7 protein-coding genes are annotated in these 13,598 nt (G+C 63.3%); 4 read left to right on the forward strand and 3 right to left on the reverse strand.

Going from position 1 to position 13,598, the window contains the following annotated elements:
• Window positions 1–13 precede the first annotated feature (13 nt).
• On the reverse strand, window positions 14–577 hold the full coding sequence (locus JJ896_17000) for a class I SAM-dependent methyltransferase (GenBank protein MBO6781358.1): 564 nt from the start codon (window positions 575–577) through the stop codon (window positions 14–16).
• A gap of 11 nt (window positions 578–588) precedes the next feature.
• Here JJ896_17000 and JJ896_17005 point away from each other — a divergent pair, with 11 nt between their 5' ends.
• From JJ896_17005 to JJ896_17015, 3 genes are all read left to right on the forward strand, one after another.
• Window positions 589–3,027 carry a PP2C family protein-serine/threonine phosphatase gene (locus JJ896_17005; GenBank protein ID MBO6781359.1) on the forward strand — a complete coding sequence of 813 codons (2,439 nt, stop codon included), beginning with the start codon at window positions 589–591 and terminating at the stop codon, window positions 3,025–3,027.
• On the forward strand, window positions 3,024–4,112 hold the full coding sequence (gene aroB / locus JJ896_17010) for a 3-dehydroquinate synthase (protein MBO6781360.1): 1,089 nt from the start codon (window positions 3,024–3,026) through the stop codon (window positions 4,110–4,112). Before JJ896_17005 ends, aroB begins: the two co-directional genes overlap by 4 nt.
• Before the next feature lie 154 nt (window positions 4,113–4,266).
• Window positions 4,267–8,844: a translocation/assembly module TamB domain-containing protein gene (locus JJ896_17015; GenBank protein MBO6781361.1), complete on the forward strand. Its 4,578-nt coding sequence runs from the start codon at window positions 4,267–4,269 to the stop codon at window positions 8,842–8,844.
• Window positions 8,845–8,889: 45 nt separating this feature from the next.
• Here the strand turns inward: JJ896_17015 and JJ896_17020 are convergent, their stop codons facing one another.
• Together JJ896_17020 and JJ896_17025 are read right to left on the reverse strand one after the other, a co-directional pair.
• The gene (locus tag JJ896_17020) at window positions 8,890–9,942 is read right to left on the reverse strand and encodes a helix-turn-helix domain-containing protein (protein ID MBO6781362.1); all 1,053 of its coding nucleotides are present in this window, start codon (window positions 9,940–9,942) and stop codon (window positions 8,890–8,892) included.
• 348 nt (window positions 9,943–10,290) lie between these two features.
• Window positions 10,291–12,162 carry a T9SS type A sorting domain-containing protein gene (locus tag JJ896_17025; GenBank protein MBO6781363.1) on the reverse strand — a complete coding sequence of 624 codons (1,872 nt, stop codon included), beginning with the start codon at window positions 12,160–12,162 and terminating at the stop codon, window positions 10,291–10,293.
• 254 nt (window positions 12,163–12,416) lie between these two features.
• Between JJ896_17025 and JJ896_17030 the strand changes: the two genes are divergently transcribed.
• A complete protein-coding gene (locus tag JJ896_17030) occupies window positions 12,417–13,589 on the forward strand; it encodes a pyridoxal phosphate-dependent aminotransferase (GenBank protein MBO6781364.1) in 1,173 nt (390 codons plus the stop codon).
• The last annotated feature ends 9 nt before the right edge of the window (window positions 13,590–13,598 follow it).

The raw sequence follows: 13,598 nt of genomic DNA on the forward strand, positions 1-13,598 counted from the left end.
AGGCCTCCGGGCGTTACCGGGATCCGTGCGAGGGGCGGCGTGCTACGACCAAGGCTTCGGGTGGTGCCCCACCGCGCCCCGTGAATCCAAAGCGCACCACCGATGCAGAACCCAGTCCCCCGGCCCAGTCCAGGACAGCCCGCGCCTCTTCGGCCCCTCCCGGGTGACCGCGGTAGAGCACCAGTACGATGCGCCCATCGTGCGTCAGCAGGCTCCAGGAGGCTTCCAGCGCGGTGATCGTGCTCTCCGCCGTGGTCGTGACCGCGCGAGATCCCCCGGGCAAGTATCCAAGGTTGAAAAGTGCAACGCGCATGGGCATTGCCACGTAAGCTGCCATCGAAGCGTGCGAGTCGCGGATCAGCGTGACGGATGCGGACACGTCCCGCAGCCGCTCATGAGCGCGACGCAACGCCTTTGCCTGTACATCGAAGCCCCAGATCTGCCCTCCCGGTCCGACCCTTTCGGCCAGAAAGCGGGTGTCGTGACCGTTACCCACGGTAGCGTCCACCGCCGCATCTCCCGGCCGCAGGATGCGCGCAGCCACGTTGTGTGCAAAGTCCAGTACCTTGTGGGCCATTGTCGTCGCCTATGCCCCCTCCAACGTCCGAGACTCCCTCCCGCTCCGGCTCCTGGTACGTGGAGCGCGGGTTACTCGCCGTTCTGGGCCTGGTTGGAATTCTGGTGTTCTGGCAACGGTTCGAACAGCATCAGCCGCTGTCTCGGTCGCCGCTTCAGATTGACCGGACCGAAGCGGGTTATGTGGCCATCGCGCATCTCAAGGAGCTGGGCTACCATGTGGCAGACGCCGAGGTCGAGAATGTCTCGCTGCGCACCGACCACGCATGGTCTGCGTTCCTGCAAACCGAGGTACAGGCAGCCGAGGAACTGATTGCCTTCCGTCCACCGGTCTGGTGGGAGGTGTTCCTGTCCCACCCCTCGCGGAGTGCGCCGATCCGGGTGCGTGTGGCGCCTGATGGGTCGGTTTTCCGCATCGCCCACCCGACGGTGCCGGGAGCCAGTGGCGTCCGGCTCGATGAGACGCAGGCCCGGGCGATGGCGACGACCTTTGTTGAGCAGGTGGCCGGCCAGCCCCTCGACGGATGGACGCTGGTAGAGTCGCGCGTGGACCAGTTGACCGCGCGAAGCGATCATACCCTGCTCTGGAGTCGACCCATGCCGGGGGCCGAGGACTCGCGCCAGTTCCTGCGCCTGGTGATTGCGGGCGATGAGGTGGCCAGTTGGTCCCGTACCGTGGAGCTCTCGGACGAATTCCAGGCCCGGTTCCAGCCGGTAGAGACCCTGCACACGCTCTGGGACTTCGGCATCCTGATTCTGGTCACGCTGGTATGGGTGGCCGCCCTGATCATTTTCGCACTGCGATTCCGATCCAGCGAAATTGGGGTGCGCAATGGTTTTCTGATGGCGTTTGCCGTGCTGGTCCTGTTTTCCTGGTGGACCTTCAACGTGGCGCCTTACATCATGCATTCGACGTTTTCGGATGCAGAGGGCAACTTCACGGCCGCATTTGCGCTGGTTGGAATCAGCCTGCAGGTGTTCTTCACCTCCCTCGCCGTCTTCTTTGTGTGGAACGCCGGGGAATCCGTCTCCCGAGAGGCCTGGCCGTCCAAACTGGCCACGTTCGACAAGCTTTTTGCCCAACGGCTTTTCACGCGCGATGTGGGCTCCGGCATCCTCAGAGGTGCGTCGCTTGCCGGGATTACTCTGGGCGTCTGGTACGTGCTGCTACCCCTAGTGGCCGGCAATCAGTGGACGGTCGTGGGACAGCAGGACCTGTACCTGATGTCGGCGGTGTTTCCACACGGGTTTGCGGTACCGACGGCGATCATTGACGCCGTTCTCGGCACCACCTATGCCTTCCTGTTCGTGCTCGGCCTTCTGAAGCTGAGACTGAAAAGAACGTGGGTCGCCATGGCCATCACCGCCGTGCTGTTCGGCACGTTCTTTTCCGAAACGACGGTCGTGCTGGACCGCCGCATCGGCGCGGCGCTGTCGGTGGTGACGGGTGTGGCGGGCTACCTGTTCTTTGCGCGGTACGACCTGTGGACGGTGTTCTGCGGCTTTCTCTTCATCGGATTGAGCAAGGTCACGGCCACCTACCTGTTGCACCCGGCCTTCGAAACGGCCGGTCTCATCACGCTGACAGCCGGTCTCACCGTATTGGCCTACGGCACGTATGCGGTCTTCCGGGGCGAACAGGTGGACGACAAGGCGTTTGCCCCCAAATATGTTCGCTTCATTTCCGAGCGGGAGCGGCTGAAGCTGGAGCTCGATATCGCCCGCCAGGCGCAGCTTCGCATGTTGCCGGCGCGCGTGCCTGAGCCGGCAGGCCTGGAGGTGGCGGCCTTTTCCGAGCCCGCCCGGGAGGTCGGTGGCGACTACTACGACTTCCTGGAATTCGACGACGATCGACTCGGAATTGTCGTAGGGGACGTGTCCGGCAAAGGCATGCCGGCCGCGCTCTACATGACCATGCTCAAGGGCTTTCTTCAGTCGCGGTCTGAATCGGACCAGTCGCCACTCAGCGTGTTGGCCCACGTGAACCGCATGTTCGGTCAGTCCTCTGATCGCAGCATGTTCGCCACCCTGGTCTACGCGCTTCTGGATGTGCGCAAGCGACAACTGCGCTTTGCCCGGGCCGGTCACTGCCCCCTTCTCGTGGTTCGGAGATCGGATGCGTCGGTCTACGTGCTGCAGCCTCCCGGCATCGGAATCGGCCTGGAGCGCACGGACCTGTTTGAGCGGTTCACTACGGAAGAGACGCTCGAGATACAGGGGGACGACCTGCTCATTCTGTACTCGGACGGCCTCACGGAGGCACGTGACCCTGCGGGCAACGAGTTCGGTCGTCAACGGCTCATCGACCTCGTCCGGGCACAGGAGGGCTCGGCAGAGTCTGTGCTTTCCGCCATTCGCGGAGCCCATGCCGCGTTTGTATCGGGACAGGAGCCGCACGACGACCTAACTTGCGTCGTGATTCGCATCGTTCCCGATTCTCCCGCAGCATGAGATCTGACGCCATTCGCGTTCATTTTCCGACCGGTATTGGATACCCGGTCGCCTTTCGCCCCCTGCTTGATCTCGCCGTCGCCATGCGGGACGTCGGCCTGCGACCCGGCCGCGTCCTGGTTGTCAGCGACAAGAATGTGGCCGATCTCTACGGCGTGCCGGTGGATACGACCCTCAAGCAGGACGGCTGGGAGCCGCGGCTGCTGGCCCTTCCGCCGGGAGAGTCGACCAAGAGCCCCGAACACCTGCAAGCCATCTACGACGCGGCTCTCGGTTGGGGGATCGATCGAAAAACACCGATTGTTGCCCTCGGGGGTGGGGTTATCGGTGATCTGGCCGGATTCGCAGCGGCGACATTGCTGCGTGGCGTGCCCCTCGTACACGTGCCCACCTCGCTCCTGGCGCAAGTCGACTCCTCCATCGGCGGAAAAACGGGAATCAACCACGACGCCGGCAAGAATCTGGTCGGGGCCTTCCACCAGCCGGCGCTGGTGCTGACGGACACGAACACCCTCGCCACGCTTCCGCCGAGGGAGTGGATGAGCGGCGCGGCGGAGGTGATCAAGCACGCGCTCATCGGCGACCCGCGGCTGTTCGAAATCCTCAGTGACGCCTGGCCTCGATTCGCCGCGCGGGATCAGGCGGTAGTCGGCGAAGTGCTTCGCAGGGCCTGCCAGGTCAAAGTGGACATCGTGAGCCGCGACGAGCGCGAGCGCGGGCCGCGTATGTACCTCAATTTCGGCCACACGTTCGGGCACGCGCTGGAGCAGGCCACAGAGTATCAGATCCTGACTCATGGGGAGGCCGTTGCCATCGGCATGCGCGCTGCCCTCTACCTGTCACGTCGGTATCACCCGAAGCTGGACTATATGCGCACGGACTTGCTGGTTCGCCAGATTCCCGTGCCACCCATTCCCGCGGACGTGGCGTTGGGAGAAGTGATGCAGGCCATGCGCGCCGACAAAAAGGTCGATGCGGGCCGGCTTCGATTCGTGCTCCTGAAGCGGCTCGGGCAACCGTACCTGGAGGAGAATATCGCTCCGGCCGACCTGGAAGCGGCCTGGCGACACGTGCTGGTGACGTGACTGCCCGGGGCGCCGAGGCCCGAACGCTACCCGCCGTGCGCAAATGCACCTGAACGGCCCCGCCCGGGCACTCTGACCCGCGGCCGCACCCACGCAAATGCACCTGAACGGCACCTCCCGGGCACTCTGACCCGCGGCCGTCGTATTTGACGGGATGGCTGCTCCCCTCAAGCATATCTCCCGGAATACCGCCGGCGCGATCGGTGCCGTGCTGCTGCTTCTTGTGGTAGCGTTCTTCGCGGCGACACGCACAGAGATCGGTCGTGAACAGGTAGCACGGCAGATTGAAGCCCAGTTCTCGCGCTCGACCGAGGCGTCCCTGCAGATTGGACGACTGACGGGAAATCTGGCACAACAGTTCACCGCCATCGATGTGCGCGTGCGCGATGCAGGCGGCATGGACCTGCTGCAGGTTGACACCATCCGGGTTCGTCCTTCCTGGGAAGACCTGCTCAGGCGACGTCTGGACACGCGCCGGGTAGAGCTCATAAATCCGTCCTTGCGGCTGGCCGTCGATTCGGTGGGAGCCACGGGGTGGTCGGATGTGTTTCCACGCCGGCCGGACTCCGCCCGGACAGGCGCGTCCGCCTGGGATTTCCGTTCGGCAAGACTGCTGGCCCGGGGCGGCCGCATAGTGTCCGGCGAGGCCGTTACGCTTGCGGAGAACCTGTCCTTCGATACGCGTATCGAACAGTCGGAAGGTCGTTACCTGATCGAATTGCTAGCGGCGAGCGGACTGGGTCGGGAGCCGGCACTCGATGTGCTGGGGGCTTCCGGACAGGCCGTCGTCGACTCCTCCCGCATCACGGTCAACCAGGCTATTCTGCAAACGGCAGGGTCTGACGTGCAGTTTTCCGGCTTTGTCGAACGCACCGATCGGCCCGAATTCCGAGTTGCCCTGGAGCCGTCCCGGGTGTCCTTTGACGAACTGTCCGGTTTTGTCACCTCATCTCCCCTGCGAGGATCAGCGGAGTTGACTCTGTCGGCCAGCGGCACGCTCGACGATTTTGTGATTTCCGAGCTCGGCCTCTCTTCCGGCGGATCCCGGGTAGCACTCTCGGGCACCGTCTCGGGGCTTCCGACGGTGGCGCTGGCGGACATGGAGTTGGAAGCGACACCACTCTTGCGCAGCGACCTCGAGCGCATCGCACCCTCCTTGCTGCTACCGGACAGACTGCTGGTTGACTCCCTTGCGGCTGAAGTCTTCGTTAACGGCCGGCTTCAGCTTGAGGGCGCCCTGGCCGGCCGGTCCGACGTTCGGCTGGTTGCTGCCACGGAGGCCGGCTCTGCATCCTTCGATGGCGAATTCCGCCTGGCACCGGGATTTGACGAGCTGGACTCGGCAGCACCCCGACTTGCGGGATCGGACACCTACCTGCGGGTCCAGGGTCTGTTGGAGACTACATCGCTCGATACCGGACAGCTGTACCTCACCGGTGGAGGCGATGCCCTGCTCAATACCATTACGACGCTGGACGGCGTGCTGGCACTCGAGAGCGCGCGGACCTCGGGCACGCTGACCGCCTCGATGCGGGACTCCCGGATCGGACCCGTTTTTGCGGACGTGGTGCGCCTGCAATCCAGCTGGAATCCAGGCGGAGGCTCGGCCACCACGCGACTGATCCAGCCGGCCGGCGCCATGACTGCCGACATGGCCTGGCAGGCCTCCGGCGCGCTCGAACTGGACGCGCAACTGGACGATGTCGACCTCGGCGCGCTTCTTGGTCGGGATGGACTGTCGACCAGCCTCAACGGCGAGTTGGTAGCCCAGATTGACGACCGCAGTCGATTGCTCGGCACCGTCTCCGCTCGCGTCGACTCCTCCAGAATCACGAACCCACGTGGAGAGACACATGCTTTGCCGCAGCAGGTCCGACTCCGGTCCGCGCTTGAGGACACGCTCTACGTACTGACCCTGGACGGCACCGGGGCGGCCGGTCGAGTCGTACTTGGCGATTCACCGGACCACGCCCTGCAGGCGCTGCAATTCTGGGGTCGTGCCCTGACGGACGGACTGCGCCGGGAGCAGCAGAAGCCTTATGACCGGTCCGGTGGCCTGGCATCGGTCGATGACGTCACCGCCTCTCTGCTGCGCGAACCGCTGCTCGGCACCGAGCCCCTGCAATCCTTCGGCAGCCTGACCATATCAGATCTGTCGAGGCCGGCGTCGCTCGTTCCCGGGATCCCGGCCGTGGCTGGAACCGCCGAACTGGGCCTGCGCCTGAACGCCGACGCCAATCACATCGACTCGCAACTCACCCTCCTGTCCGACTCCCTGCGATGGGGCCGATACGGGCTGCGCTCCGGCGAGGCCACGCTGGCGCTCGAAACGCGGTACGACGGGCAGGTGGAAGAAAACCTGATCCTCTCGCTGGACGTGCGCTCCGATACCGTGACGGCAGGGGTGACCGCCGTGCCTGACTGGCACCTGGCCGTCGATCTGGCACAACGGCGCGGCCGAGTCACCATGCGGGCCGGAAGGGGGTCTGACATCGGCCCCTTTGTCGTCTCGGCTGATACCCGGCTTCGTGACGACCGGACGCGCTTGCGCCTGGACACCCTGCAGGTCGAGGCCCGTCAGCTGAACTGGTCCCTTCAGTCCCCTGCCGTCATTGATCTCTTCAATGATGCCGTGGCCGTCGACAACCTGACCATTACGGAACGACTGGGATCACAGCGGCTGACCCTGGCGGGCACAATTTCTCCGGCACCGGGGGATACCCTTTCAGTCACAGCCCGCTCACTCCGTCTGGCCGAGTTGACCGAATTTGCCAGCCTGCGTCGGCAATTAGGTGGACTGCTCTCGGCGGATGTGCGCATTACCGGAGGGTTTGATCGGCCTTTGACGACCGGCACGGTGCGCGTACCGGCCTTCATCATGGATGACCGGCAGCTGGGCAGCGTATTCATTCGCACCGACATACCGCCCGGCTCTGAGGAAATTCGCCTTGATCTTCGCATCGCGCCAACCCCTACGCCCGCGTCGGTTGCACCCGTGAGTGAAGTCATCGACAACCGGCTGACGGTAGCCGGCACCGTGCGACCTCCCTCCGAGGGTGACCCGGGCAACTGGGACCTGGCCATCGACGGCGAGCGCATCGACCTCTTCTTCCTGAAGTACATCTTCAACGAGAGCGTGGACCGGTTTACCGGATTCGCGTACGGAGGCGGTACCATGACTGGCGCGTTCGGCAGCCCCACCGTGAACGCCAGGCTGGACGTGGACCGGGTCGATTTCGGCATTCCGCTCATCGGGATCGACTATTCCATGGAGGGCTCGGTGCGCATCGACCGGGATGCCATCCATTTCGAGCGCGTGCTGCTCACCGATGAGAATGGGGGCACCGCCGATCTCGCGGGGCCGATGTATTTCAACGATTACAGGTTCTTTTCCTTCGACGTGTCGGGGACCCTCGAAGACCTGCTTGTCATGAATCGGGGCGAGACGCCGGAGCTGCCGTTCTACGGGTTTATCAAAGGCACCGGTTCAGCCACACTTACCGGCCCCCTCACCAACGCCACGCTGCGCATTCCTGACGGCCGTACGTCCGAGGACAGCCAGCTCTTCATCCCCATCGTGGAGGCCATCGAGGAGGGAGATGCGTCGTTCATCATTTTCGCCGATTCGACCGGCCAGCTGCCGGACCTTGAGCGACTGATCCGCAGACCGTTTGTGCTGGCACGACGCGCTTCTGCCGAGCGACAATTTCTTGACGGGCTGGACATGGACATGAATATCCAGGCCCCGCGCGGATCACTCATTCACCTTGTAATCGACCCGCTTCTGGGCGATGTGATCAATGCCGAAAGCACCGGACGCGTGCAGATCCGACGCAATCAGGGGGAATTCCTCGTTTTCGGTCAGATGGAGGTGCTTGGCGGCGACTACCTGTTTACAGCAGGCGAGGTGTTCGTGCGCCGCTTCATCATTCAGCCTGGTGGAACGCTCTCCTGGGTTGGAGACCCCATCAACGCGCGCATGAATCTGTCCGCGCTGTACCGGACGCGGGCCAGCACGACAGGTCTGGATGATGTGAATCTTGGCGGCGCGCTGATTCCCCTGGTCGTCGAGTTGTCCATCACCGGCCTCGTCGCATCGCCCCAGGTGGATCTGGGACTGAGTATCGATCGCTCCAACCAAAACGCCCTGGGCGATTATCAGGCACTGGAGGCCCGGCTCAACCAACCGGACCGCGCTACGGAGTATGCCACCAGCGTGCTGCTGACCAATTCCTTCCAGCTTACCACCGACAACCTGAGCGCCGGAGCGGGCGAGCAGCTGGCATTCAACAGCGTTTCCCAGCTTGTGTCGTCGCAGTTGTCCCGCTTCCTGGATGCGGCACTGCCGAATGTCGACTTCAATTTCGGGCTCCAGGGAGAGCGGGCCGAAGACCTCGACATCACCTATGGGGTGGCGCTCCGACTGCTCGATGAGCGACTCATCATCCGGGGCGAGGGGGTTTACCAGGGATCCAGCACCGACAACACGCGGGCGAACACCCAAGGCATTCAGGGCGAGTTCGTCGTCGAGGTGAGACTGAGCCCGGCCGTCTCTGCGCAAGTCTTCTTCCGCCGCGAGGGGGACATTCTTCAGAATGCCGACCTCACCAACACCGCCGGAGCCGGCCTCACCTATCAGACCGATTTCCCGTCCTGGCGCCGAGTGCTCCGTCGCTGGTTGGGCCGGGATGATCCGCCCCCCGAGAACGTCGCCTCCGGGGAGGACTCATAGCCCGGACCGTGGGACGGCGGGCCCGAGTTGCCGGATCGGGCGGTCTCAGACCGAGGCGCCGGTGCGAGCGCGACGCGCCGTGAACTCGGAGGGGTTCCGTCCGAAGTGCTCGCGGAAGCACTTTGCGAAGTACGACAGGCTGTTGAAGCCGACAGCATACGCCACCTGAGAGACCGGCTCCGAACCATGCTCGAGCATGCGGGCCGCCTGCTGGAGGCGAATGGAGCGGATAAATGAGTTCGGAGACTGTCCGGTGGTTTCGCGAAGCCGTCGCTGGAGCTGCCGCGCCGACAGGCCCATCTCGGCCGACAGCTCGCGCACACCGAAGGAGGGGTTGGCGATATTGCCTTCTACATCCTGCTGGGCGCGCCGCACGAACCGCGCATCTTCGTCATTGCCGATCTGGAACGTTCCCCATGTGGGATCGCTGCTCCAGGAGTCCTCGTTGCCTTCCACAATGCGGGACACCGTACGGCCCACCTCGTCGATGAGAAGCGGCTTGCGGAGCACGGCCGACGGACGATACGGCAGGTGATCAAAGCGATCGGCGATGTCCTCGTGCGCCGTCAATGCCGTGATCAGCAGGACCGGCACCTGGCCCAGCGTGTCCGAGCGCCGCATCCATTCCCAGAAAGGGCGTCCATGGCGGTCCTTGACATTGGAACCGACGATGGCAAGCGCCGGCTGGCGCCGCGACATCATGGACACCGCACGCGCTGCGTTCTCGGCCTCGACCACACTGTACGTGTCGCCCAGAATTTCGCGAAGCCTGCTGCGCACTTTTTGATCAAGGTCCACCACGAGCACCTGATCGTTGGCGACCGGGATCTGGGTGTTTGGAGAGACGGAAATTGGCCCGGGCACGCTCGCAACCCCATCGCCCGTGGCAATCGGGAAGTCCTGATCGGCCAGCGGTGCCTCCGACTCGAACGTGTCGTGGCGCGCTGCTTCAACGGGGAAAGCCTCGGCTGCTTCCGCAAGCTGTCGCGCAGAGGCATCCGCACTTGCCGTGCCTCTGGAGAAGAGCGTCTTTTCGGCGCGGTACAATCCGACGCCGGCAATGGCGAGGCTGATAACGAGGAGAATGAGTCCGATCATGGCTGTTGGGGGTGGCGCTGCCCCCCTTCTGTTGGTGTTCGGACTGCCTGACACAAAAGCGGGGCCGAAAACCATTCGGACATGACCGGATCGCACAAACCGGCCATTTCGGGCCAAAAACGGCTTCTTGCGGATTCCGCGCACGTTCCATTTCGAAACGATCCGTCTCAACCCGAGACCGGATCGCGCGCCTGAAGGCTCCGCCAAAACACGGCGCGGGATCCCGGACATCCGGAATCCCGCGCTGGGGCGAGGGGCATTTACCCCTGGAAAATGCGGTCGGGACGCGTGCTCGAAAGCCCGCGTCCCGACCTGCTCCGCTACGCTACTGTGCCTCGCGGCTGCGAGTTACTTCATCAGCACCATGCTCTTGGTGAGCGTGTGCGCGGCCGTTTCCAGCCTGTAGATGTACATGCCGCTCTGGAAGCCAGCTGCGTCGAAAGACACGGCGTGGTTTCCGGCATTCATTTTACCGTCGACCAGGACGGCAACTTCGCGACCGAGCACATCGAATACGGAGAGTCGAACAGCCGCTGCTTCCGGCAGGTCGAAGGAGATCGACGTGGTCGGGTTGAACGGGTTCGGGTAGTTCTGCTGCAGGTTGAAGCCCTCGGGGATCTCAGCCGTGACACCCTCGGTGGAGGTCGAGGAGGCAGCGATCGGCACTTCGTACATGCCCTGGCCGTTGGTGCCCACGATCAGAGAACCGTTGTGCACCAGGATGGCGTTGGAGTCGAAGTTGCGCAGGAGAACCGGGTCCCAGTTGGTGTAGTAGCGGTCGCCTTCGAGCTTGAAGATGCCCGCGCCCCAGACAGCCGTGTAGAGGCTGTAGTCGAGCAGCGTCGAACCGGGGTTCGGCTTGGCGAACGCAATGGCGCGTGCCTCCTTGGTGACGAACGTCACACCGTTGTTGCCGGTGATCTCGAGACCGTCGGACTGCTCGGCCCATGAGAAGCCTTCGTCCTGCGTGAAGAACACGCCTTCAGCGGTGGCCGCCCACAACGTCATGGGCATCTTCTCGGGATCGAACTCCAGGTCGAAGATGTGCATGGCGCCCGAACCGGGGATGCCGTTGTTGCCCGTACGCTCCCAGAACTCGCCGTAGTCACGGGAGATGTAGAGACCGTTGCCGAACGTTCCGGCAAAGAGCAGACCTTCCGTGGTCGGATCGGCAGCGATCGCCCACGGCGTGTCGGCGCTTCCACCCGGCAGAGACATGGTCATGTCCCAGGTGATGCCACCGTCAAGCGAGCGGAAGATGCGACCGCGGTCGGCAGAGGCGTACAGGATGTAGCCAAGCGGACCACCGGGGCCACGGGTAATGGCGTAGACAATCTTGAAGGGATCGCCGTACTGGGCCATGCCCGGGAAGTCGACCGTAGACCACGTGCGACCGCAGTCGTCCGTGCGGTAAAGGCCGTCATAGCCCCAAACCGCGGCGAAGACCTGGTCAGCAACACCGGAAACCGGGTTACGGACAACAAAGAGGTCATTCACAACCAGATTCTCAACGGGCAGGCCAACCGTAGAGGTGGACCAGCGACGTCCGCCGAGGAAGAATCCGTCCGGCACGGAGCGCAGGATCGGACCATTCATCTGGCCGGCGAGGATATGGAAGGCGTCTGCCTCATTCTGGCAGGCAACCAGTGCCTGGACGGCGGACTTGGCCGGGAATTTAATCGGCTCAAGAACCGTCAGGAGATACGACGTTGTGTTGTTCGACAGGTCCGGATCAAAGATCCAGGCCGGAGGAAATGTCACAGCCGCCGTGTTCGTGTAGTCACCCTCAAAGGGCGTGACCACAGCCACGTCGTACGTAAGCGTCATCGTAGCCAGCGGGGCCAGATCGATGTCACTCACGGTGATCGTGTTAGTGCCGGCATCGTAGGAGTACGTGCCGTGCGTGTTCATCACGTTGAAGGGCACACCGAAAATGGCGTTGCCCAGATGATCCTCGGGGAGGTCATCCGTGATTTCGATGTCGTCTGCGTCTACCGTTGCGCTTGAGTTGGTAAGCGTTACGGTATACGTAGTGACATCGCCTGGGTACGCCACTTGATCGGGCGTATTTCCTTTGCCAATGACGAGATCAACGGCCGTCTGCCCAAAGGCGGGCGCGGCGCCGAACATCGCCAGAAGCAGGACGGCGGACACGATAGTCGAGAGACCCTCGCGGAGCCATCCGTGCTTGGAGCACATTTGCGTAGCAGCAGCTTTCATCGGACTTGCTGATGTGATTAGACAGCAACGAAACACCAGTTGTCGAGAACGGGGCAGTCTGCTGAAATCGGCTCCTGAGACCCCTTTTGTCGCGATCGTGGCGCAAAAAGTCCGCTTTGTGCTGCGGGCGTCTGAAATGTTATACTCGTCGTCCGCCACAAACGGACATTGGCGTATCCGCAGCGAGATGCTGGCGCGCCTGTGCGCGCCCCCATCGGAAGCTCCCCCCTCCACTCCCTTCGAATTCAGAGCGTATGAAGCCTTTATCCGACCGCACCAGCAGGCTGGGTCAGAGTGATATCCGAGCCATTTCCCTGCTGATCCGCGAGCACGGGGGTATCAACCTGGGTCAGGGCATCTGTGACATGCCCACACCGGACCCGATCAAGGAGGCCGCCAAGCAGGCGATAGACGGTGATCGGTCCATCTACTCGCATTATGCAGGCATCGAGTCGCTTCGGGAGCTCGTGGTTCAGAAGGCTCGCGACTTCAACCGACTGCCGATCACCGGGACACGGGAGGTGATGGTTTCAGCCGGGTCCACTGGTGCGTTCATGTGCGCGATGCTGACAATGCTTGACCAGGGCGACGAAGTGATCCTGTTCGAGCCCTTCTATGGATACCACCGCAACATGCTGGCGCTGCTCGGCATCGACATGCGGTTTGTAAAGACCACCGCACCGAACTGGGACATTGATTTCGAGGCCCTGGAGGCCGCCATCTCGCCTCGGACCAAGGCCGTCCTGGTAAATACCCCCGGCAACCCGCACGGCAAGGTGTGGAGCCGCGCGGAGTTGGAGCAGCTGACCGACCTGCTTGAACGCCACGATCTGTACGCGCTCACGGACGAGATCTATGAGCACATGGTTTATGATGGTCGGGAGCATGTTTCCCTGGGCAGCATCGAGGGGGCCTGGGAGCGCACGCTGACCATCAGCGGCTTCTCGAAGACCTTCAACATGACCGGCTGGCGGCTGGGGTATGCCATGGGGCCCGAGCACCTCATTGCCCCGATGGGCCTGATCAACGACCTCGTATACATCTGCGCCCCAACCCCCCTTCAGCACGGCGTGGCGGCCGGACTGCGCATGCCTGAGGCCTACTTTACCGAAATGCTGGCCGACTACACGGTCAAGAGAGACATGATGTGCACGGCACTTGAGGAGGCGGGTTTTCGTGCGAACCGCCCTCAGGGTGCCTACTACGTGCTGGCCGACTTCACGCCGCTTCAAGGCCGGTTTGAGGGCTTTTCGCACGACCAGGAAGCAGCTCGCACGCTGGTCAGCGAAGCCGGCGTCGGTGCGGTTGCCGGCAGAAGCTTCTTCAGGGACCCGGTCGACGGCGCCGGATTCCTGCGGTTCTGCTATGCCAAGGAGTTCGACGAGCTCCAGCGTGCGTGCGAGCAGCTGGTTGATGCCTTCGCCTGAGCCCGCCGC

The sequence above is a fragment of the Rhodothermales bacterium genome (assembly GCA_017643395.1).
In the GTDB taxonomy this organism is placed as follows: Bacteria; Bacteroidota; Rhodothermia; order Rhodothermales; family UBA10348; genus JABDJZ01.